Source organism: Acidobacteriota bacterium (genome assembly GCA_021161905.1).
GTDB lineage: Bacteria > Acidobacteriota > B3-B38 > Guanabaribacteriales > JAGGZT01 > JAGGZT01.
Map to the genome: position 1 here is coordinate 32,942 of JAGGZT010000064.1, position 23,056 is coordinate 55,997.

Here is a 23,056-nt window from a genome sequence, read left to right on the forward strand (position 1 = left end):
GATTATGATGAGAGGAGAGGGGCAATGCTCTTGATTGTCCGCTCGATGGTACCCCTATTCTTCCTTACCACCTCCCGGGACGCCTCACCCATCCTGTGGAACCGGTTTTCATCCTCGATGAGAAGGAGAAAAGCCCGGGTCAGCTCCTCTTCATTCCTTACCTCTATCGCCCCACCTTCAGCGAGTACCATCGAGGCGATGGCGCGGAAGTTCTCCATATGATGGCCAAATATCACCGGTCTGCCCTGGGATGCTGGTTCCAGGATGTTGTGTCCCCCCCTGGGTATCAAGCTTCCGCCGACGAACACCGCCCGTCCATAGCGGTAAAGGGGAGCGAGTTCACCGATGGTATCGAGGATGACGACCGGTTTTCCCCTTTCTTTCTTCTTGATTCGGCTCCTTCGGATGTAGGGAAGGGAGAATCTCTTCACCAGTTCCTCTACCTCGTCGAACCTCTCAGGATGTCTTGGGGCGATGAGGAGTCTCACCTTAGGGTGTTTTTCCTTCACCCGGGCAAAGGCACGGAGGATGATCTCCTCCTCACCGGAGCCGGTGCTTCCCGCGATCAGAAGGGGGATGCCGTCGGAAAAGCCGAGAAGTTCAGCCAGCTTTTCCACATCCTTCCCCGAGCTTAGAAGCTCGTCCGAATCGAATTTTAGGTTTCCTGTTACCACTACCCGTTCTTCTGGAGCGCCGATGGCGATTATCCTTTTTTTGTCCTCCTCAGTTTGCATACAGAAGAGATCGATGTTTTTGAGCACCTTTCGAAAGAGGGGCGAAATGAGGAGATAGCGTTTAAAGGAACGATCGGAAATCCTTCCATTCGCCAGAACCACCCTCGCCCCATACCTCTTGGCGGTGGCTAAGAAGTTGGGCCAAAGCTCCCCCTCCATCAGGATGCAAAGCTTCGGCTTCACCTGGGAGAAGGTTCGTTCCAGGGCAAAGGGGATGTCCAGGGGAAAGAAGAAACAACCGCTTTTCTCCTTGAAGTTCTTCTCCGCCATATCCATCCCGGTGATGGTGGTCGCCGAGATGAACAGCGGGGTCTCGGGATATTTCTCCTTTAGTTTTTTAGCAAGCCCCCTGGCAGCGAGCACCTCTCCTACTGATACCCCGTGGATCCAGATGGATGGCTTCCCTTCTTTATTGAGCGTTTGGGGAAGTTTTCCCAGTCGCTCCCTCAGCCCTTGAAGGTATTTGGGATAAAAGAGCTCCTTTAATAGGAAATAAGGGGAAAGAAGAATAAGAGCCGTCGTATAGATGATGGTATAAAGAAGGAGCATCGCCCTTTTCCCTTATCTCCCCCCGTTGTCACTCAGGATTATAATAGTGGATTGGAGGAGGGAAGTCAAACTACCCCTCGTTCCTTTCCCGTTTTACCCGGTTTACGAAAAGGTGAGCCTGGCGCGTCGGCTCAGGAAGGCGATACCCCTTTGAGCAGGCAAGCACGAAAGAGATCGCCCCCTCGATATCGATAAGATGCCCTGGGGAGACGAATAGTGGTTTTACCCTGTCCTTCGTCCTCACCACTGCGCCTATTGTTTTCCCTCGATAGTAAAGGAGGGAGTATGACCCCCGCCTTTCAGGAACCTTGGCAAAGGTCCCCACCAATCTGCTCTTGGCACAGCCGATGCTTGGGCGATCTATGATTACCCCCAGGTGGGCAGCGATTCCCATCCTTCGGGGATGAGCGATCCCCTGACCATCGAAAATAAAGAGATCGGGAGAGTTTTCAAGGCGGGATAGCGCTTTTAAGATCGCTTCCGCTTCCCTGAAGGTGAGAAGTCCCGGGACATAGGGGAAACGGACCTCCTCCTCCGCCCAGACCTCCTCTATCAGGGAGAGCGAGGGAAAGGAGAGGACCACCACGCCAGCGAACATCCTTTTCTCCTCCTTCTCATAAGCCACATCGACCCCGGCGATTAATTCGACCTTTTTCTCGAGAGGCTTGATGATCAGCTTTGAGGAGAGTTCCCTCTGTATCGCGATCGCCTGTTCCGGGCTCACCTCAAAGGGGTGGAGGGGGTTGATATTCATTTCGGTGGCTTTTCCTTCTCAAGCTCAAGACGGCGAGTGAGGAGTTTTTCCGCCTCAGGAAATAGGGAGATCGCTTTTTCAAGCTGGATATCGAAGGAAAGGGCAACCCTTACCGCCTCCTCAAAGCCAAATAGATGGCGGAATATCTCCTCTTTTATGAGGAGCAAGAGTTCAGGCTTCGCCTTTTTGAATTCCTCGGGAGAATACTCGATCTTGGCGGAGGAGAGGAACTGTTTGAATTCAGCAAGTACCCTCTCGTCCGGCGAGAAGCCTTTATCTATCTCTTCCCGATGTCTCCCGATATAATCATTGGCAAACTCGAAGAAGAAATTCCGGCTCAAAAGACGCTGGGTGAAGGGGGAGAAGGGGATTGGTTTTATTTCGTAATCGGGGATGATTCCCCCGCCTCCATAGACGGTGCGACCGAGGTCTGTTTTGAAAGCGGGTCCCTTTTTCTCCTCTTCCCTTTCGGTGAAGTATTTTTCTCGGTTGGAGTAGTCCCGTTGGATACATCTTCCGCTGGGGGTGAAGTATTTGGCAGTGGTTAGGGCTAAGGCAGTACCGCCACTTAAGGGGTAGATACTTTGGACCAGTCCTTTTCCAAAGCTTCTTTCGCCCACGATGAGACCCCGGTCGTGGTCCTGGATCGCACCAGCTACCACCTCAGCCCCAGAGGCACTGCCTCTATCAATGAGCACGATGAGGGGGATGTCCTTTTTTGTGTTGGCTAAAGAGGCGTTGTAGGTCTGGGCGCTTCCCGGGATCCGTCCTTTCGTGGATACGATTACCCCATCTTTGATGAAGAAGTCAGCCACCCTTACCGCCTGGTCGAGCAATCCCCCCGGATTTCCTCTGAGATCAAGGATGAGGCGCTTCATCCCCTTTTTCTCCAGTTTATCCCAAGCCTTCTCGAACTCGGAAGCGGTGGTATCGGTGAATTGGACGATCCTTATGTATCCTGTGTTCTTATCGAGCATAAGGGAGAGGGGAATAGAACGGAGCGAGATCTCTGCTCTTACAATGGTGAAGGTGAGGGGCTCGGGGACGCCGTTTCTCCTGATGGTTATCTCTACCTTGGTCCCTTTGGGACCCCTTAGCTTGACCGCTGCTTGGTTTAAATCCATCCCCTTGGTGCTCTCCCCGTTTATCGCTACGATCACATCTCCCGCCTGAATGCCGAGGGATGCTGCTGGTCCTCCCTCGATGGGGGAAATGACGGTGAGCTCTCCGTTGTTGTTCATTCCTATGGTAAGTCCTACGCCGTAGTAGGCTCCCCCTTGGCTTTCTTTCAGTCTATCGAAGGTCTTTTTATCGAGGAAGTTGCTATGTGGGTCGAGACTGCGAAGCATCTTCCGTATAGCCCCATATACTACCTTATCCGGGGGAACTGGGCTCATATAGTTATCCTCGACTACCGCCAACGCCTCGGCGAAGATGCGGGCGAATCGGACGATCTCCTTCTCCAAAGCAAAGGCTAAGAAGAAGCTTCCAGTTATGATGATGGCGATGAGGGTTTTTCTCAACTTCGCTTCTCCTTTTTCATTAGTTTCGCGGTGGCTAAGCTTAAGCCGAGGATGGCGTAAAGGGTCATCAGGACTTCGGTATCCCCCCAGCTGTATTCGGTCAGCCCACCAAGGAAGAAACCAACGGTACCAGCGATCCCACCAGCGATGATTCCCTTAGCTATCCCCCCTTCCGCAAGGCGAAAACCAGCAAGCGCTGATTTGAAATAGAGGATGAATATAAGAAGAAAAGCGGTGAGCCCCAACATTCCCCGGGTGACCAGCATCTGCATTATATTGCTATGAAGGTGCCATAGGTTCTTATGAGTTGTCCCTTCGGCGCGGAATTCGGGGTAGATTGAGGGAAGGGCGTGCATACCGATGCCGGTGAGAAGAAGATGGGGCTTTGCTCCAAGGATGGCAAATCCGCTCTGCCACATCAAAAGACGTTCCCGATTCGATTGTAGATAAGCCCCCATAAATCCGGTTTCTTCTCCCTTTTTCAATCTCACCAATGAACGGAGGATGAGGCTCGCCCTGCCCAAGGGGAGAAAGAAGAGAGCAAGGTTTGCCCCGATGATGATGAGAAGGATGACCCCAAGCACCCGCCGGCTTTTGAGCCATCCTAAGGTGAGGAAGCTTCCTGTCAGGCTGATCCACCCTCCTCGAGAGTAGGTAAAAGTGAAACCCAAAAGCATTACCACGAGTGCAACAAAAAGGATAACCCGTTTCCTTATCCCCTCGGTATAGAGGAGTAAGCCGAGGGTGAGGGAAAGGATGATCACCAGATACTCGGCTAAGGTTAGATGGAGGCTGAAGAAACCAGTTGCCCGGTTCTGGTAGTGTCCGAGGAAATCGAAGCCGGTTAATCGTTGTACGATGCCGTAGCCTCCAGCGATGGTTCCCGCGAGAATGAGAGTTATGGTGAGCCATTCCGCCAAGCTTTCTTTATCTACCAGGAGATAGAAGAGATAGAAGATGAGGATGAGAAATAGCCCTCTTGCCTCAACCAGGCTCTCTTTTGGGGACAAGGAGCTCCCAATGGAGAGGAGAGAGAAGAGGGCAAAAAGGAGAAAAGCTGCATCCAACGGAGAGGGATAGAGTTTTATCCTTCTGGTTAAGAGGAGAATAGAGAGAAATAAAAAGGAGAGGAAAAAGCTTCCATAAGCAGCACTTATTGAGATTCCGGTAGCGAAGGTAAAGAGAAAGAGGAAACCAACCGCTACTCTACTAAGTATACCCCCTTTTCTTAACATCTGCCCCCCTCGGTGAAAGGATTATAACAAGTTGATTTTATTTAGTAAAATGGTTTTTTCCTCCGGATAAAACCGCTTGACATAAGATAGACCTTCTCCTATCATTTGGGAGGAGGGGCTTTTTGATAGCCTGAGGAGGAGTGGGATGTTTGGCTCCATTGGTATGCCGGAGCTGATTTTAATCTTTGTTATCGCCTTGATCATCTTTGGTCCGCGAAAGCTTCCCAAGATAGGGAAGGCAATGGGGAGGAGTTTGGCGGAGTTCAAGCGTGCTTCCAACGACCTAAAACGAAGCATCGAAGAGGAGATCGAAGCGGAGGAGCTCAAGGAAAGACTTAAGAAAAAGAAGGACAAGCCAGAAGGTTTTCCCAATACGGATGATTGATGCGATACGAGAAGAAGATGTCCTTCCTGGAGCACTTGGACGAGCTCCGGAGAAGGTTGGTTATTTCCTTAATAGCGATTGCCATCGCTTTTTTGATCGCCTGGTTCTTCCATAAGGAGATATATAAATTTCTCGCCCGCCCGGCTCTCCAGTTCCTCCCCCCAGGAGAGGATAGACTTGCTTATACCTCCCTTGCCGAGCCTTTTTTCTTCTATTTGAAGATATCCTTCCTTGCCGCCCTTTTTCTCGCTTCTCCGGTTGTTATTACTGAATTGTGGTTGTTTATCTCCCCCGCTCTTTACCCCAAGGAGCGGAAATACGCCCTTCCTTTCATCATTTTTGGCTCCCTTTTCTTCATTGCTGGGGGTGCTTTTGGTTATTACATCGCCTTTCCTATGGTTTGTCGTTTCTTCCTCACTCAGGGAATGGAGTTCCGCCAAGTGATCACGGCCAAGAGCTATCTCTCCCTTCTCAGCACCATCCTTTTGGGTTTGGGTTTAGTCTTTGAGACGCCGGTACTGATCTTCTTCCTCTCCCGGTTGGGGTTGGTAAGCCCGGGGTTTCTGATCCGCAATTTCAAATATGCCATCCTCATCGTCTTTATCATCGCTGCGGTAATCACCCCCACCCCAGATGTGGTTACCCAGACCACCTTTGCCCTGCCGATGCTCGGACTATACGCCCTGGGCATCCTGATCGCTAAGCTCTTCGGTAAGGACGAGGAAGAAGAAAGCGGAGAGGAAGAAGAGATCTATCCCAAGAAGAAAGAGGAGGATTTGGAGAATGAAGAGGGTGAGGACGATAAGGACGACTCTTCCCCCCTCGGCTGATACTTCTTGAAAGAAGATTTTATTTAAGGATTCTTTAAGCTTCGCCTTCTACCTTGGGGGGCGGTTGATCTCCTCTTCTGCTTGTTTAATGAGCTTAAGCATCATCGGATCATCCTTTATCTTTGGATCAAGGAGAACCAATTTATGGCGTAATAAGCGGATCTTCCGCTTTTCATTTAGGTAGAGAAAGATCAGGCCCAGATTCTTGCCCCCGCTTCCCCCGTAGAGGATGTAGGTGTTATTTACCGTCTTTGGCTCTTTGGTGAGGTTGAAAGAGTAGCTACCGACGATGATGTCTATACCGGGAACCTCTCTTGCCAGCCGTTCGCTATCTGTCATCTTCATTGCCGAAAGAAGGATCACTATATCGCAGGATTTCCTCAGTTCTGGGATGAGCTCTTCCAATGCTTTTTCTGGGTTTGTGGTTCTTGAGGTTTCGTCCCCTGGGTAGAGGCGTCTTACTGGAGGAAGAATGCCAGTAATGCCCACACTGATCCCTTCCTTAGGGAATCGCTTTATCAGGAAACGGCGGAAAGGGTATTTCCCCTTCTCCTCGATGTTGGCTGAAATGAGGGGGAAGCGAGCCTCCTTCCTCAGTTTCTTCCAGAGGGGGTTACCGAGGTGAAACTCCCTTTGCCCGATATTTGCTGCGGTATAACCCATCAGGGACATCGCCCGGGTGAGATAGAGGCTCTTTATCTCCCCTTCTCGGGTGTAGGCGGTGGTGAAGTTTCCTCCATCAAGGATGAGAATGGGGGTGCCCTGGTATTCCCTTTGCACCTTTTTGATGTAGGTAGATCTCCTTGCTATCCCTCCTGCTGGTATTTTGCAGCCACAGGGACGGAGGCTTCCCCTAACTGAGGAGGAATAGACGATGATGAGATGGGGTTTTTCCTTCTTCGCCTCAGAAGAGGGAGGAAGGAACAAGCTCAAACCGAAGAGCAGGGGGACAATAATCCATATTTTCCTCGTCATTTTCTTCCCCTCCGTTTAGTTCTTTTTATGATATCATATTCCCGCTTTTAAACTAAGAGAGGGAGGAGTATGAGCCGGATAGTTCTTGCTTCATCGTCTCCTCGGAGGATATCGCTCCTTAAGATGCTTGGGGTGACCTTTGAACCTGTTCCCGCTTCTATTGTTGAAGAGAAAAGAGAGGGAGAGGAACCAGCAGATTTCGCTCGGAGGATAGCGAAGGAGAAGGCTTTTCAAGTAGCAGAGAGGGTGAAGGCGGAGTTCGTCATCGCTGCCGATACGGTGGTGGTGATAGATGGGGAGGTGTTGGGGAAGCCGGAAGATGAGAATGAGGCAAGGAGGATGCTCGAAAAACTCTCAGGGAGAACACACAAGGTGATAACCGCCGTCGCCCTTTATAAGAAAGAAAGCGGAGAGCTTCTCCTCGACCATAAGGAGACGCTCGTCCGCTTTACCGTTCTCTCAAAAGCCGAAATAGATTGGTATATAAGGACCGGCGAACCTATGGATAAAGCGGGTGCCTATGGCATTCAGGGATTAGGGTCCCTCTTCATAGAGCGTATCGATGGCTGTTATACTAATGTAGTTGGGCTACCCCTTCCCCTTCTTTACCAGTTGGCGAAAAGAGCCGGTCTTTCCCTTATTTCTCCTTCTTAAATAACTTCTTTATCCCTTCGTATATCGAATAATCTATCTGATAGATCGCAGGGGAGTTAGCAAGCTTGGCATAAACCTTCTCCCCGGCTACTGCCTCAGCCCCGATCAGAAGTTCGGGAAGTTTCCCCTTTTTGAGCTGTGCCTTCACTCGAGCCTTTGGTTTTGAGAGGCCATAGCGGGAGAGATCTACTGGTTTCTCCTCCACTATCTTCCGCATCTTGACCGTATCGAGCTCCCAGACGAGGTCTTCCGCCTCGGTCCTCTTTCCCCGAAGCGATTTTGGTTCGGTGACGACGAAGCTCTCCCCTTTCTTCTTTATTACTGCCCGTTCATTCCCAAAGGTTATCTCCAAGCGGGAGAGATTATCATGCTCGTAGGAGAAGATCACCTTATCCCTGAGGTCGAAGCTCGTCTTGATGAACCGTTCACCATCCTCTGTTTCCAGGAGATATACTACATCTTTCCGGTTGGTTTTGGCGTAATAGCCCTCTGGCGTTTTGCTCTTTTTGCCGATGATGAGCTTAAGCGGTTTCTTCTTCCCTTTTAGGTAGATGGCGATCGAAGCCTTAGGCCTGTCGAAGCCGTAGGTTGCATCTTCTCCTGGGTTGTCGATGAGTTTTTTCGCCTTGCTGAACCGGGCATTGGAGAGAAGTCCCGATATCTCCCAGGTATCACCCTTTACCTTTATCGGTGAGGTGAGTTCCCATTCGTCCTCTCCCTTTTTCTGGACCACAGTACGCTCCCCTTTTGCTTCTACCTCGAAGCGCACTACCTTATCCTGATCAAAGGAGAGTAGATGCTTATCGCGCCATTCTATGGTAGCGAGGGGGATGTCCTCGATCAGCTCCTTGGGGACAACGAAAACGGTATCTCCCGTTCCTCGTTTTGCATAGTAGCCAGTATCATCATCGTTTTTCTTCCCGATCAGGAGCTTTTGCTCCGCCAGTCCTTCACCGATGAAGAGGGAAAGTTCTCCTTCAGGTTTCTCCAGTCCGTAAGGGATGAGGCTTTTTGGATGTTCGCTCACAAAGGCCTTGATCCGAGCCTTCTCCCATTCATTGAGGAAGGAGGTTACCCGTTCCTCGTCCGCAGGGAATTTGAGGGGAGAGGTAAGTTCCCATTTCCCTTCCTTATCTTTTTCGGCAGCTATCTCCTTTTGCTTGAGGAAGAGGCGGAATCTACGGACATCTTCTGCCCTGAAGGGGAGGAGGGTTCTATCCCTGATGTCGAACAAGGTCTTATCGAGCTCGTTCTTCATAGAACGGCTCACCATAATTACTTCCGGCTTCCCCTTGATCTTAGCGTAAGCGGAATAACCCACCGGGCTGTCGTCTCCTATGAGAATGGTGAACCTTTTCGTCTTTGTCTTCACGGTGAAGGTGATGTAGGGTTTGTCCAGTCCGAATTGAGCAAGATCTTTGGGCTTTTTGGCAACTACCTTCTCCCAGTCGCGGTCGATAACCGCCCTTGCCAGCCGGTAGACCGCCTCTGTATCCGCCTTCGTCTCTATCGGCTGAACGATGTTAAAGCCGACCCGTTTCGTCTTATCCTTTTCTACCACTATCTTTTCCCTCGGGGTGATCAGGGTCACCCCGATGATGTCCTTCTCTTTGATATCAGTAAGTTCCTTTGCCTTTAGCTCCCTCTTCTCCTTTTTTTCCGCCCTTTCTTTTTCAAAGTAATAGACCCCTATTACCAGGGCGAGGATGAATGCCCAGATGATCGTCTTCTTGAAGCTCATCTTTTCCTCCTCCTTCGCATTATCGCTATCAGCCCGATGATGGCGACCGCTCCGGGCATTATCACCACCGGGATGAAGAAGATGAGCCTACCCTGGGTCAAGGTGAGGGTAACCGGGGTACTCTTGGGGTTCTTCGGTCGGATGGAAATGAGCTCCTCCTGTTGGGCTGCCCAATTTATTGCGTTAAGGATGAAGTCCTCGTTTCCCTGCTGGGCGATATAGGTATTGGTGGCAAAATCGGAGTCGCCAAAGACGACCACCCGTGCCTTTCTTTCCGGTTTTGTTCCCTCTTCCTTTTCTTTATTCCCCCCCTCTCCTGCTTCCTTTTTGGGCTCGATTATAGCAGCAGCAGCGAGGGGAACGGGACCCTTCAGGTCCCTTCCTGGATCGAATGAGGCATGGCCCGCCCGAAGCGCCGCCTCATCGACCTCTCCCCAGCTCTGGGGGCTGGTTTGGGCAAGGGCTTGAATAGTAACCCCCTCAGGAGGTTCTTTTACTTTTCCTACCGATCTCGCATAGGGGAAGAAGGACATAATGTTGAAACCCTTAGTGATGTCGTGGGAGAGATAGCTTGAGACTACCGGGATGAGGTAGTCTCCGCCGAGTACCCGGCTGAACCTGTCGACGATGACATTGTTCCCAATGTCAAAACCGTACTTCTTAAGGGCAGCGACCAGCTTCGGGGTAGCAAACGGTTCCAAGAGGAAGATGGCACTTCCCCCTTGGTCGATGTAATTCGTGATCTCCTTTATCTCCCAGTCGAAGGGATCGACTTTAGGACCAGCGACGATGAGAAGGTCGCAATCGCTGGGGATCTCCTTTTTCTCGGGAAGGATTAGTTTCTTTGGCACATAGTTCTGCTTGATGAGCGCCTCCCTCAAGGTGGAGAGCCCGCCAGCCTCGTAATTCTCCATCGAATGTTCCCCATGGCCCTCAAGGAGGTAGATCACCTTCTCCTTCTTTCTGGTTACCTTGATCAGGGCGTTGGTTACCTCTTCTTCGCTTGCTCCAACGATCTTCTCCACATTTTTCCCGTAACGGAGGACAGTGGTGCCGTCGAACTTTATGTCATAGGCTTTTGCCTTTGCTGGGTTACGATCGGGGTCGAGAAACTGGTAGTGGAATTTCTTGTTGATGTAGTGGTACTGGGAGAGGAGGTCTTCCATCCGGGTTCGAGCACGGTTTCCCTGGGTGTAGAAGCAGATTACCTCGATCTCACCCGGGATGCTTTTAAGAAGCTTCACCGTTTGGGGGGAGAGAGAGTACCTTTTCTCCTCGGTTAGGTCGAACCTCTTGTTGTGGGTTGAGGCGAGCACATTGACCAGCACAATGATGGCGAGCACAATGAGGATGAGGAGCGCCACATTCGCTCCATACTTGGTGGATCGTCTAAGGAGATATTTTCTTATCTCCTCGAAGTTGAACACGAGATAGCCAAGGACGAGAGCTGCCCCAGCAAGGAGAAGCCCGAGGGGAAGTCGGGTAAGTTCCCCTCTTATGGTATAGATGAAGAAACCGGCAGCAATGAGTATCAAACCGGCTAAAAGTCCTATCTGAAAGAAGCGATTCATCTTTAGCCCCTCCATTTCTTAGATTCAAGTGAACGAAGGGTGAGAAATAGGAAGAAGAGGATCAGGGTGAGGTAGTAGACGATATCTTTAGTGTCGATTATCCCTTTGGCGAAGTTGTCGAAGTGCTGGAGGAGGGATATCTGAGTGAGCACATTTCCCACCTTTGGGGGGACGAAGTTCGCCGCCCAGCCGATGACCCAGAAGAAAAGGAGTACCCCGAAAGCAAGCACCGCTGCCACGATCTGGTTCTCGGTGAGAGAGGAGGCAAATATCCCTAAGGCGATGGATGAGGCGCCTAAGAGAATGAGCCCCAAGTACCCTGATAGGACTGGTCCCCAAGGGAGGGTGCCGAAGGTAGCCATCATCAAAGGGTAAACGAGGGTCGCTCCCAACATTACGAGGAAGACGGTGAGACAGGCGATGTACTTCCCGAGGAGAAGCTCCGAATCGCGAATAGGATAGGTGAAAAGAAGCTCGATGGTACCGGTTTTCTTCTCTTCGGAGAAGAGGCGCATAGTGAGAAGCGGCATAATCAACATCAGGAATACACTTATGTTGCCAAATAATGGCCTTACTACCCAATCGATCACATTCACCCCCGCCATCGCATAGGCACTCCTCATCGCCTGAAAGCTTATCAGATTGAAATAGGCATATCCCGAATAAAAGAAAAACCCGGCGAGAAGGAGGAAGATAAACATTACCACATAGGCGATGGGGGAGGTGAAGTAGGTCCTCAGCTCCTTTTTAAATATTGCAGCGAAGTTTCTCATTGGACCACCTCCCCTTCCTCGGTTACCAGCTTGATGAAGATATCCTCCAAAGAGAGTCCTACCGGGGTGAGCTCAAGGAGGGAGAACCCAGAGGAGACGATCTTAGAGGCAAGCTCCCCTCTTATATCCCGTTCCTTTTCCGCCTCGATGAGGTAGAGGTAGGAGTTTTCCCCCCGTTTTTCCTTTTCCTCCACATTTACCACCCCAGGGATGGAGCGGATGCTTTTCACCACCTTCTCCTTATCGCCAGCGACCTCTACCCTGAGCTCGCTTTTCCCGGAGAGCTTTTTGTTCAGGTTCTCCGGGGTGTCAACCGCTACCAGCTCCCCCTCGTTTATGATGATCACCCGACTGCAGACCATACTGACCTCAGGAAGGATGTGGGTGGAGAGGATAATCGTCCTCTCTCCGGCTAACCCCTTGATTAGCTCCCTGATCTCGATTATCTGTTTGGGATCCAAACCGATAGTGGGTTCATCCAGAATGAGCACCTCGGGATCGTTCACCAATGCCTGGGCTATCCCTACCCGTTGCCGGTATCCTTTGGACAGGGTGCCGATCAGTTTGTTCCTCACATCTTTTATGCCGCATTCCCCCATTACCTTGTCCACTTTCTTTTCGATTTCATCCGAGGGAACCCCCTTTACCGTAGCAGCGAAATTGAGGTATTCGTTCACCGTCATATCCTTATAAAGGGGAACCGTCTCTGGCATATAGCCCACCCTCTTTCGCACCTCGAGCGATTTTTCGAACACATCGTATCCCGCTACTGCTGCCCTTCCAGAGGTTGGGGGGAAGAAGCCGGCGAGTATCCGCATCGTGGTTGTCTTTCCCGCTCCGTTTGGACCGAGGAAGCCGAGGATCTCTCCCCGTTTTACCTTGAAGGTTATATTCTTTATCGCGGGGAAACTCCCGTAGTATTTGGTGAGATTTTCCACTTCTATCATTGCCGCCTCCTTGAGAAGGTAAGCATATCCTTCTTCTTTAGATAATAAGGCTTATAAGCAGGAAATTGAAGGAAAAATTGTAAGGGGTGAGGGTTTTAAGGATAAGTATTAAGGAGGAACCTCTTCAAATACGCCGAGTTTGCGGAATCGTTGATACCGTTGTTCCCTGAGCTCTTCAGGGGATAGCTTGGAGAGCTCTTTGAGATGCCGTTCTATATATCCATCGAGGATCTCTGCCATTTCCCGGGGATTGGCTTGAGCACCACCAGGTGGCTCGGGGATTATCTCATCTATTACCCCAAAATTGTAAAGATCCTGGGCGGTAAGCCGTAGGTTCTCCGCCGCCTCTTCTTTCTTCTCCTGGGTTCGCCAAAGGATGGCAGCACATCCTTCAGGGGAGATTACCGAGTAAATGGCGTACTCAAGCATCAATACCCGGTTTCCCACCCCGATCCCCAGGGCACCACCAGAGCCTCCTTCCCCGGTTACAATGATGAGGAAGGGAACCTTGAGCTTTGCCATCTCCCTTAGATTATAGGCAATAGCCTCAGCCTGACCTCGTTCCTCTGCCCCGATCCCTGGGAAAGCTCCCGGCGTATCCACGAAGGAGATGATTGGTCGCCCGAATTTCTCGGCGAGCTTCATAATGCGAAGTGCTTTGCGGTATCCCTCAGGATGAGCCTGTCCAAAATTCCTGTGAAGCCGTTGCTTGATGTCTCGCCCCTTCTGGTGGCCGATTACCGCTACCGGCATCCCCTTATAAAAGGCGATCCCCCCTACTATTGCCGGATCGTCGGCAAACCTTCTGTCTCCATGGATCTCGAGGAAATCGTCGAATAGAAGCTCAATGTAATCCAGGGTGTAAGGGCGTTCCGGATGGCGCGCCATAAGGACCTTCTGCCATCGGGTGAGATTCCCATAGATCTCCTTCCGCTTCTTCTCAAGTTCTGCCTCCAATTCTTCCTTTTTCTTTATTATCTCTGGGGTGGGATCAGTATAGGAAGACAGCTCCTCGAGCTTTGCTTCAAGCTCTATAAGAGGGACCTCAAAATCTCCAGCTGCTTTTCTCATCTCACCTCTTTTACATCAGACTTACATTACTTACCAGAAGGGGGGATGATTGTCAAGGATAGAAAACCTATTCGAAGAGGAGGGTAGTTTTACCTCTCCCGATAAGTTCTTCTATTTTGTCAATTACCTCCGGTTTTGGAGATATGCGGAGTGATCTATCTGCTTTTACAAAAGCTTCAAATTTCCCTGGGGCAATGAGTTTGAGCAGTAGCTCACATTCACCAGGTCTTTCGCCTATCAGTTTTTTCAAGCTGAGGAGTCCTTCCTCACTAATTTTGGTTAGGTCGATCTCCACCACCAATCTTCGCGCGAGACGCTCCTTTGCCTCGGTGAGTGGTATTACTTCAGAGGCAAGGAGTTCCACCTTATCCTCTTTGTTGGTATCCACCCGCCCTTTTATCAGCACCCCCTTTTCTGGTTGAATGAGATGGCGTGCCTCTTCGTAAACCTTAGGGAAGATGAGAACCTCAGCCTTCCCTTCAAGGTCTTCGACCACGATCACCGCCATCGGTTCTCCTTTCTTGGTGGTGAGCCGTCTCACCTCAGAGATAACCCCGGCTAAAATGAGTTCCCTTCCCTTGTTCTCTGGAATCACCTCCTGGGTTGAATGATGTTTCAAGCTTTGAAGCTCTTTCTGGTATTTAGTCAAGGGATGCCCTGAGAAGTAGAAGCCGAGTACCTCCTTCTCATAAGCGAGCCTTTTCGCCTCGTTCCACTCTGGGACATTGGGGAGTTCTTCAACCTCTCTCTCCTCGGCGAATACATCGAACATACTTGTTTGCCCCCGTTCCCGCTCCTCCTGCCTCCGCTGTGCCCGTTCTATTGCTTTGTCTAAACCGGCGAGAAGCCTTGACCGTGAGACCCCGAGGGAATCGAACGCTCCCGCTTTGATCAGGCTCTCTATCACCCTTTTGTTGACCAAACGAAGGTCGACATAGCTACAGAACTGCTCCAGAGTTTTGAAAGCGCCGAGCTCTTTTCTCGCTTCGACGATTGAGGATACAGCGGACACCCCTACATTCTTTATGGCGGCAAGGCCAAAGCGGATGGCTTTTCCCTCCACGGTGAAGGTGGCGTAGCTCGCATTTATATCCGGAGGGAGGACTTCTATGCCCATCTCTCGACATTCATTTATGTGTTTTACCAGCTTATCCGTGTTATCGCATTCCGAGGTGAGAAGCGCTGCCATAAACTCCACCGGATAATGGGCTTTAAGATAGGCAGTTTGGTAAGCTATTAGGGCGTAGGCGGTGGAGTGGGATTTGTTGAAGCCGTAGCTGGCGAACTGTTCCATCCAATCGAAGATCTTTTTTGCCTTCTTTTCCCGTATTCCTCTTGCCTCGCCCCTTTAATGAACTTCTCCCGTTGTGCCTTCATTACCTTGTGCTTTTTCTTTCCCATCGCCCGGCGGAGGAGATCAGCTTCACCGAGGGAGAAGCCAGCGAGCTTGGAGGCAATGCGCATCACCTGTTCCTGATAGACGATGGTTCCGTAGGTCTCAGCGAGTATCTCCTCAAGGTCAGGGTGCTCATAGGTGATCTTTATCTTTCCATTTTTCCTCCCGATGAACTCCTCCACCATCCCGCTCTTTATTGGTCCTGGTCTGTAGAGGGCGTTCAGGGCGATCAGATCCTCGAACCGCTCGGGTCGGAAACGGCGGAGGAGGTCTTTCATCCCCATACTCTCAAACTGGAATACCCCTGAGGTATCTCCTCGGGAGAAAAGTTCGAAGGTCTTTTTATCATTAAGCGGGATTTTCTTGATATCGAGCTCCTCGCCCCTCGTTTCCCTGATGTTGTCTATTGTCTCTTTAATCACGGTGAGGGTGCGGAGTCCGAGGAAGTCCATTTTGAGGAGCCCCAACCGCTCGAGGTCTCCCATAGCGTACTGGGTGGTGATTTCACCCTTGCTTCCTTTATAGAGGGGGACCAATTCGGTGAGTGGTTCCGGGGTGATGACTACCCCAGCGGCGTGGGTTGAGGCGTGGCGGGTGAGCCCCTCGAGCTTCAGGGCGATCTCGATAAGCTGTTTCACCTGGGGGTTCTTCTCGACCAGCTCCTTTAGTTCGGGAACCGCTCCTACCGCCCGCTCAAGCGAGGAATCGAGCTCGAAGGGTATGAGCTTAGCTATTCGGTCCACCTCGGCGTAGGGGAGATCGAGCACTCTCCCCACATCTCGCACCACTGCCCGCGCTGCCATAGTACCGAAGGTGATTATCTGGGCGACATTCTCCTTACCGTACTTCCTGGTTACATAGTCGATGACCTCCCCCCGACGGCGCATACAGAAGTCGATGTCGAAATCGGGAAGACTCACCCGTTCCGGGTTCAGGAAGCGCTCGAAGAGAAGCCCGTATTCTATCGGGTCTATCTCGGTGATCCCCAAGGCGTAAGCGACCAAGCTCCCTGCCCCGGAGCCCCTTCCCGGTCCTACCGGTATCCCTTTTTTCTTCGCAAATTGGATGAAGTCCCAGACGATTAGAAAGTAGCCAGAAAGCCCGGTCTCCCTTATGGTTGCGAGCTCCTGCTCCAATCTTTTTTCATATTCCCTTATGGAGGCTTTTAACTCTCCCTTTTTCTCCCGCTCCTGAAGTTGATGAAGGAGATTGGAAAATCCCTCTCGCGCCACCTTCTCCAGGTAGCTATCCAGGGTGTAGCCCGAAGGAACCTCGTAGCGAGGTAGATGATAGGAGCGCTCAGCGGAGTTTAGGGCGAAGTGGGTCCTTTCCGCTATCTCCACCGTAGCTTCAAGCGCCTCGGGGATCTCAGCAAAGAGCTTCGCCATCTCCTCCGGCGATTTGAGGTAGAACTGATCGCCGGTAAAGCGAAGCCTTTCCTTATCGCTTATGCTTCTTCCCGTTTGGATGGCGAGAAGTACATCATGAGCCACCGCATCCTCACGCTTGAGATAATGGCAGTCGTTGGTAGCCACTAAGGGAAGGTCGAGCTTCCTTGCCATCCCGATGAGCTTTTTCGCCACCTCCCGCTCTTCAGGAATACTGTGATCCTGTATCTCAAGGAAGAAATTTCCCCTCCCCATTATTTCGGAAAGCTCACCGGCACATTCTTCCGCCTTCTTCTCATCTCCTCGGAGAAGATAGTAAGGTATCTCTCCCTGAAGGCAGGCGGAAAGGGCAATGAGCCCTTCCGAATGATTTGCGAGTAGCTCCTTGTCTATCCGCGGTTTATAATAGAATCCCTCGAGGTAGCCGGCGGTTACCAGCTTCACCAAGTTCTTGTATCCCTTGTGGTTCACCACCAAAAGGAGGAGGTGAAAGCAGGGCTCCCCTTTTTTATCGGGAATCTGGGTTTTCTCAAACCTGCTTCCCGGAGCGATATAGACCTCACTTCCTATTATCGGTTTTACCCCCGCTTCAAGCGCCAGATGAGAGAAGGTGACGGCACCGAACAGGTTTCCGTGGTCGGTAAGTGCCACCGCCTTCATCCCGAGTTTTTTCGTCGTCTCAATGAGCTCAGGAAGGCGGATCGCTCCATCGAGTAGGCTGTATTCACTGTGGTTATGTAGATGGACAAACCTTACCTCATCCATCCTCTACTCCCATTCGATAGTGGCTGGGGGTTTCGAACTGATATCGTAAGCAACCCGAGTGATTCCCGGAATCTCGTTCACGATTCGATTAGCCACCCTTCCTAAAAAAGAGAGGGGAAGCTCCGCCCAGTCGGCGGTCATTCCATCTTCCGAGGTGACAGCGCGGAGCACTACCACCTCTCCATATGCCCGTTCATCACCCATAACCCCAACCGAGCTCACCGGAAGGAGCACAGCGAACGCCTGCCATACCTTGTCGTAAAAGCCGCCCTTCTTGAGCTCCTCGATGAAGATGGCGTCCGCCCTCCTCAGGCGGGAGAGCCTTTCCTCGGTTACCTCTCCCACGATGCGGACGGCAAGCCCTGGTCCGGGGAAGGGGTGGCGGTTGAGGATCTCTTCAGGAATACCAAGCTCCGCTCCTAATCTCCTTACCTCGTCCTTGAAGAGGAAGCGGAGCGGTTCTATCAGCTTGAATTTGAGGTCCTGAGGGAGACCTCCTACATTGTGGTGGGTCTTGATGGTAGCAGAGGGTCCGGCTACAGGACGGCTCTCGATGACATCGGGGTAAAGGGTCCCCTGAGCCAAGAAGGGTATTTCCCCAAGCTTTACCGCCTCTTCTTCGAAGGTACGGATGAAGGTGTAGCCTATTCTCCTCCGTTTTTCCTCCGGGTCGAGCACCCCCTTCAGGGAGGAGAGGAAACGCTTTGTCTCATCGCGATAGCGCACCTTAAGTCCCACCTTTTCTCTTAAGAACGAGAGCACCTCCTCCGCTTCTCCTTCCCGAAGGAGCCCGGTGTTGACGAAGATGGAAACGAGTTGATCCCCTATTGCCCGATGAATGAGGACGGAGGTAACGGTAGAATCAACTCCCCCGCTTAAGGCGGCAAGCACCCGTTTATCCTTTACCTGTTCCCTTATCTCGGCTATCGCCCTCTCGGCAAAGGCGCTCATCGTCCAGTTTGCAGGAGCCTTGGCGATCTTCTTGGCGAAGTTTGCCAGTATCTTCCTTCCATCCGGGGTATGGGTGACCTCGGGATGGAACTGAACCCCGTATATCCTTTTCTGTTCGTTGGCTATGGCGGAGATCGTTCCTTCCTTACTTTTAGCTATCACCGAAAATCCATTTGGGGGTTCGAGAACTACATCGCCGTGGCTCATCCAAACGGTGATCTTATTGGATAGCCCGGAAAAAAGAGGGCTTTTGGAGAGTATTTCAACCCCCGTATTACCGTATTCCCTTTTCCCTTTTGCTGATCCTACCTTCCCCCCGAGAAGATGAGCAATGATTTGCATTCCATAGCAGATGCCCAGGATGGGCACTCCCAGGTCGAACAGCTTGAGATCGGCAAGGGGTGCCCCGGGCTCAAATACATGGGCAGGACCGCCGGATAGAATTATCCCCGCCGGATTTGAGGAGGTGATTTCATTAAGCGAGGAGTAGTAGGGGAGGATTACCGCATATACCCCTTCCTCCCTTATCCTCCTGGCAATGAGTTGGCTGTATTGCGCCCCGTAATCTAAGATAACTATTCTTTCCTTCTCCTCCATCTCTCCCCTCAAGGGTAAGTTTACTACAGGAGGCGTTCCGGGTCTACCTCGATTGAGAGGTCGGCTGGGGGGATTTTCGTCTCCCTGAGGGTGGAAAGAAGGAGACTACGGATCTCCTCTTCCTCTCCCTTTAAGATGATTTGATAGCGAAACCTCCCCCGAAGCCGGAAGAGACCTGCCCGGGCAGGACCGAGAATAACCACCTTCTTCCCTCTTTTTCCCCTCATCGTTGAAGCGAGGCGTTCCGCCTTCTTCAAGGTGTGGTCTTCTCCCTTTCCGCTTATCACAATGCTTATCAACCGGGAGAAGGGGGGGTAGCGCATAACCCTCCTCAGCGCTTTTTCCTCCTCGTAGAAGCTCTCCCAATCGAGGGAAGAGGCGGATTTCATCACATAGTGTTTCGGATGGTAGGTCTCGATGAAGACCTCCTTTGCCTGGCAAGCCCCTTTGCCTATGAGCTGAAGAGCCCTCTCCCCTGCTCGAAAATGGGGCTGATTAAGGGCGGGATCCGGGTTTAAGAAGGCGATGAGCTCCGCTCCTTCGGCAAACTCCTCTCTTAGAGCGAGCCTTGTGCCCACGGTTATCGGGGGGGGCGACAGATTCTTCATCTCCTCCCATACTCGTTCGATATCCTCGGGTTTTTTCACCACATCGGTATCTACCCTTATTATATTCCTCCCGCTAAAGAGTTTTTCTACTTCTCCCATCAGCTTCTCCGTTCCTTCGCCGAGGTAGTGGATGAACCTTTCCCCGCATTCAGGGCAGACCTTCAAGGGGGCTTTTTCCTCTCCACAGTAATGACAGCGGAGGACGCCATCTTTTTTATGATAAGTTAGGCTCACACTGCAGTTAGGGCAACGGGGAATGAAACCGCAGGCACGGCACATAAGGAAAGAGGCATACCCTTTTCGATCGAGGATGAGGATTATCTTTCCCGGGCACTCCTTCATCCTCGCGATAAGCGGTTCTGAAAGGATCTTTCTTCCCCTCTTTTTGAACTCGGAAGTCATATCGATGAGTTCGATCCGGGGAGGTGTTTCCCCCTCCAGTTTTAGAAGGGTGAACTCCCCCTTTTCTGCTCGGAAGTAGGATTCGAAAGAGGGAAAGAAGGAGCCGAGGACGACCGGTACCCCCTCGAGCTCCCCCCGGATGAGGGCGAGTTCTCGCACATTGTAACGGGGCGTTTCCTCCCGGTAATGTGCTTGGTCCTCTTCATCATCGACGATGATCAGCCCTAAATCGGGGATGGGAGCAAATAGGGCAGTCCTTGCCCCGATTACGATCCTTCTCTTTCCGTCCTTTATTTTGAGCCATTCATCGAGATATTGTTTTGGGGTCAGTCTTACCGTGATCAAGGACACGAGCTTCCCGAACCGGGAGGAAAGAAGGGAGAAGAAAGGAAGACTTATTTCCGGAAGAAGGATGAGCACCCCCTTCCCCTGGGAGATTATATCTTCCACGAGCTCGAGGTATTTACCCCTCCGTTTCTTCTTCGTTCCTAAAAGGAGAAGAGGTTTTCTTTTCTTAAAGATGTTTTCAGCAAGAGGAGCTTTCTTCTCCTTTTTCTCTAAGGGTTTTTCTTCTTCTTGTTTTCCTGCCCTTCTTGCGGTGATGGGATAACGACATTCAATAAGCCCTTCCCTTTTCAGTTTTGCCAGGTAGTGGTCGATAGTTTTTCCCCTGAACCTTTGCCTTAGAGTGCGGAGGGAGAGTTCCTTTTCGCCGATTATGGCGAGGATCTCTCCTTCTCGTTCCCGGATTTTTCCTGAGGAGAGCCTTCTTCTGCCCTCTTCGCTCAGCGAGTATCGAGGGGTGCTTCTTCGGGAGAGGAGCTCGGGAAGGGCAGACTTGAGATAGAGCCCCGGGGAGCCGAAGTATCTCTTTGCTCCTTCCAGGGCAAGTTCGATGAGGTGGGAGGGAAGGAGCGGCTCATCATCGAGGAGTTCCTCTATCTCCTTGAGCTCACTTTCCGGAATGCTCGATTCCTCCTTCACCCGAAGGACGAAGCCGAACTCGGGTTTTCCCGATAGGGGAGCAACCACCCGCATTCCCCGCTTTATTTTCCCCCTCAGAGCCTCGGGGATAAGGTAGTCGAAGGAACTTAGGAGAGGAAGGGGGAAGGCTACTTCAGCGATCTTATCCTTCATTGGGGAATCTTCCCTCATCGAGGAACGCTCGTACCTTTTTTACATCTTCCCAGACATCCCGCTTTCTTCCCGGGTTGCGGAGAAGAAAGCCTGGATGGAAGGTGGCGATCAAGGGGATGCCGGCGAAATACCACACCCTCCCCCTGAGTGCCGAGATGGGCGCTTCGGTCTCAAGAAGGGTGCGGGCGGCGTGAGCGCCGAGGGCAAGTATTATCTTTGGTTTGATGATCTCTATTTGCTTAAGAAGGAAGGGCTTACAAGCCTCTCTCTCCTCAGGCTTTGGGTCGCGGTTTCCCGGAGGATGGCATTTGAGCACATTGGCGATATAGACCTCCTTTCGGGATAAGTTTATGGCGGCGAGGATACGGTTTAAAAGTTTTCCCGCTTGCCCTACGAAGGGAAGTCCCTCCTTATCCTCGTTGTAGCCCGGAGCTTCGCCTATGAGCATCAGCTCTGCATCAGGGCTTCCTGCTCCGAATACGAGTTTGGTCCGCGTCTTCCACAAGGAGCAACGACGGCAGGATAAAGTCTCCTTCTCAAGCGCTAAAAGGCGCTCCTTCTTTCCCTCAACCTTCAGGAAAGAAACACCGATCTCGCGATAGAATTTTAGATGCTCCCTGAGCTGGATGATCGGATCGTCCTTCATCGGTTTAACCTCTCCTCGATAATATTGATGAGATGCCGGGCGAACTCCTCTTTTCTTATTCGGGGGAAGCGATGTATTTTCCCCTCGCGTTCAATTATCACCGGCAGGATGAAGGGAGAGGAAAAACCGGCTTCAGAGGAAGAGACATCGTTTGCTATTATGAGGTCGAGGTTTTTCCGGGAGAGCTTTTTTCTCGCCTTCCCCACGATATCCTCTGTTTCAGCAGCGAAGCCCACGCGCAGTCTTCCTAAACCCTTTTCCCCAATCTCGGCAAGGATGTCCGGAGTGGGTATTAACTTCAGGGTTAGCTCGCCTTTCCCCTCTTTTTTGATCTTTTCCTTTGCCTTCTCCTTTGGGCGGAAATCGGCGACTGCAGCAGTCATAATGAGTACCGAATCTGGGGAAAGTGAGGATAACACCGCCTCTCTCATCTCGGTGGTGGTATTTACTGGGATAAATTTTACCCCATAAGGAGGGACGAGATGGGTGGTGCCGGCGATAAGGATGACCTTTGCTCCCCTCCTTTGTGCCTCTTCCGCCAGGGAAAAGCCCATCAAACCAGAGGAGGGATTGCTGATGAAACGGACGGGATCAAGCCACTCCTTGGTGGCACCGGCGGTTATGACGAAGGGGATTCCCTTAAGTGTTTTTTTTTACCGAGGATGTCAAAACAAACCGAAGCGATACGCTCGGGCGAGGCGAGCCTGCCCTTCCCCTCAGCACCGCAGGCTAAATAGCCCTCTTCTGGCTCGACAAAGACTACCCCACGCTTTTTCAATCGCTCGATATTTTCCTGAACTACCGGGTGGGCGCACATCCGGTGGTTCATCGCCGGGGCGATGATCACCGGAGCATCGGTTGAGAGAAAGAAGGTGGAGAGGAAGTCATCGGCTATTCCAGAGGCGAACTTGCCAATTATGTTTGCGGTTGCTGGAGCCACCACCAGGAGATCACAGGAATCAGCCAGCGAGGTGTGGGCGATCTCAGGTGAGGAGGGCTCGGGGAAAAGATCATCCATCACCTTGTTGCCCGAAAGCGCCTCGAATGTGAGAGGGGAAATAAATCTTTTGGCATTGGTGGTGAGTACCACCACTACCTCCTCCCCCCCCTTTACCAACTCCCTGAGGAGGTGAACCGCTTTATAGGCGGCGATGCTACCGGTTACTCCAAGGACTATCTTACCCAATAATCCCCCCACCTATTCCGTTTCTTCTTCCTCTTCTTTTTTCTCCTCTTCTTTGGGGAGCACCGAGTAGGAGAATAACCCTCGGGCTACTTCCTCTTGGGCAATGGAGGTCAGCTTCTTCTTATCGGTTTCTATCTTGGGCTTTTTCCCCATTTCCAACTGTTTCAATCGCTCGTAAGCCAAGGTTACGAAAAGGTAACGATTGCTAAAGAGATCAACCTTCTTCTCGGTCATTTTT

General features: G+C 51.5%; 17 protein-coding genes and 2 pseudogenes. 3 read left to right on the forward strand and 16 right to left on the reverse strand.

What is annotated here, in order from left to right; all coding sequences use genetic code 11:
* Positions 1–2: 2 nt before the first annotated feature.
* The 4 genes from J7L64_08880 to J7L64_08895 all read right to left on the reverse strand — a co-directional run bounded on the left by J7L64_08880 (position 3) and on the right by J7L64_08895 (position 4,795).
* A complete protein-coding gene (locus tag J7L64_08880; protein ID MCD6452457.1) occupies positions 3–1,283 on the reverse strand; it encodes a 3-deoxy-D-manno-octulosonic acid transferase in 1,281 nt (426 codons plus the stop codon).
* Positions 1,284–1,353: 70 nt separating this feature from the next.
* Positions 1,354–2,037, reverse strand: a complete 684-nt coding sequence (nfi, locus tag J7L64_08885) for a deoxyribonuclease V (GenBank protein MCD6452458.1) — start codon at positions 2,035–2,037, stop codon at positions 1,354–1,356.
* Positions 2,034–3,560, reverse strand: a complete 1,527-nt coding sequence (locus tag J7L64_08890; GenBank protein ID MCD6452459.1) for a S41 family peptidase — start codon at positions 3,558–3,560, stop codon at positions 2,034–2,036. Before J7L64_08890 ends, nfi begins: the two co-directional genes overlap by 4 nt.
* Positions 3,557–4,795 carry an O-antigen ligase family protein gene (locus J7L64_08895; protein ID MCD6452460.1) on the reverse strand — a complete coding sequence of 413 codons (1,239 nt, stop codon included), beginning with the start codon at positions 4,793–4,795 and terminating at the stop codon, positions 3,557–3,559. The genes J7L64_08890 and J7L64_08895 overlap by 4 nt, the downstream gene beginning before the upstream one ends.
* A 145-nt stretch (positions 4,796–4,940) precedes the next feature.
* Between J7L64_08895 and tatB the strand changes: the two genes are divergently transcribed.
* Both tatB and tatC read left to right on the forward strand, forming a co-directional pair.
* Complete coding sequence (gene tatB / locus J7L64_08900; GenBank protein MCD6452461.1) at positions 4,941–5,180, forward strand: twin-arginine translocase subunit TatB; 240 nt, start codon at positions 4,941–4,943, stop codon at positions 5,178–5,180.
* Positions 5,180–6,010: a twin-arginine translocase subunit TatC gene (gene tatC, locus J7L64_08905; protein ID MCD6452462.1), complete on the forward strand. Its 831-nt coding sequence runs from the start codon at positions 5,180–5,182 to the stop codon at positions 6,008–6,010. Before tatB ends, tatC begins: the two co-directional genes overlap by 1 nt.
* A 48-nt stretch (positions 6,011–6,058) precedes the next feature.
* On the opposite strand, the gene J7L64_08910 is transcribed toward tatC, so the two are convergent.
* The gene (locus J7L64_08910) at positions 6,059–6,985 is read right to left on the reverse strand and encodes a hypothetical protein (GenBank protein ID MCD6452463.1); all 927 of its coding nucleotides are present in this window, start codon (positions 6,983–6,985) and stop codon (positions 6,059–6,061) included.
* 69 nt (positions 6,986–7,054) lie between these two features.
* Here J7L64_08910 and maf point away from each other — a divergent pair, with 69 nt between their 5' ends.
* The gene (maf, locus tag J7L64_08915) at positions 7,055–7,639 is read left to right on the forward strand and encodes a septum formation inhibitor Maf (protein ID MCD6452464.1); all 585 of its coding nucleotides are present in this window, start codon (positions 7,055–7,057) and stop codon (positions 7,637–7,639) included.
* On the opposite strand, the gene J7L64_08920 is transcribed toward maf, so the two are convergent.
* From J7L64_08920 to rpoZ, 11 genes and pseudogenes are all read right to left on the reverse strand, one after another.
* Positions 7,623–9,380 carry a DUF4340 domain-containing protein gene (locus tag J7L64_08920; GenBank protein ID MCD6452465.1) on the reverse strand — a complete coding sequence of 586 codons (1,758 nt, stop codon included), beginning with the start codon at positions 9,378–9,380 and terminating at the stop codon, positions 7,623–7,625. The genes maf and J7L64_08920 overlap by 17 nt on opposite strands.
* Complete coding sequence (locus J7L64_08925) at positions 9,377–10,951, reverse strand: GldG family protein (GenBank protein MCD6452466.1); 1,575 nt, start codon at positions 10,949–10,951, stop codon at positions 9,377–9,379. The genes J7L64_08920 and J7L64_08925 overlap by 4 nt, the downstream gene beginning before the upstream one ends.
* A 2-nt stretch (positions 10,952–10,953) precedes the next feature.
* Positions 10,954–11,724, reverse strand: coding sequence for an ABC transporter permease subunit (locus tag J7L64_08930; GenBank protein ID MCD6452467.1), 771 nt, complete (start codon positions 11,722–11,724; stop codon positions 10,954–10,956).
* Entirely contained in the window at positions 11,721–12,671 is a 951-nt protein-coding gene (locus tag J7L64_08935; protein ID MCD6452468.1) for an ABC transporter ATP-binding protein, read from the reverse strand. Before J7L64_08935 ends, J7L64_08930 begins: the two co-directional genes overlap by 4 nt.
* A gap of 108 nt (positions 12,672–12,779) precedes the next feature.
* Entirely contained in the window at positions 12,780–13,742 is a 963-nt protein-coding gene (locus J7L64_08940; GenBank protein MCD6452469.1) for an acetyl-CoA carboxylase carboxyltransferase subunit alpha, read from the reverse strand.
* Positions 13,743–13,809: 67 nt separating this feature from the next.
* Positions 13,810–17,291, reverse strand: a pseudogene (locus J7L64_08945) (DNA polymerase III subunit alpha).
* Between the two features lie 3 nt (positions 17,292–17,294).
* A complete protein-coding gene (gene guaA / locus J7L64_08950; protein MCD6452470.1) occupies positions 17,295–18,839 on the reverse strand; it encodes a glutamine-hydrolyzing GMP synthase in 1,545 nt (514 codons plus the stop codon).
* Positions 18,840–18,862: 23 nt separating this feature from the next.
* Complete coding sequence (gene priA / locus J7L64_08955) at positions 18,863–20,986, reverse strand: primosomal protein N' (GenBank protein ID MCD6452471.1); 2,124 nt, start codon at positions 20,984–20,986, stop codon at positions 18,863–18,865.
* The gene (locus J7L64_08960) at positions 20,976–21,632 is read right to left on the reverse strand and encodes a uracil-DNA glycosylase (GenBank protein ID MCD6452472.1); all 657 of its coding nucleotides are present in this window, start codon (positions 21,630–21,632) and stop codon (positions 20,976–20,978) included. The genes priA and J7L64_08960 overlap by 11 nt, the downstream gene beginning before the upstream one ends.
* Positions 21,629–22,830, reverse strand: a pseudogene (coaBC, locus tag J7L64_08965) (bifunctional phosphopantothenoylcysteine decarboxylase/phosphopantothenate--cysteine ligase CoaBC). The gene J7L64_08960 and the pseudogene coaBC overlap by 4 nt, the downstream one beginning before the upstream one ends.
* Positions 22,831–23,052 (reverse strand): DNA-directed RNA polymerase subunit omega, encoded by a 222-nt coding sequence (gene rpoZ, locus J7L64_08970; protein MCD6452473.1) that lies wholly within the window; start codon positions 23,050–23,052, stop codon positions 22,831–22,833.
* Positions 23,053–23,056 lie beyond the last annotated feature (4 nt).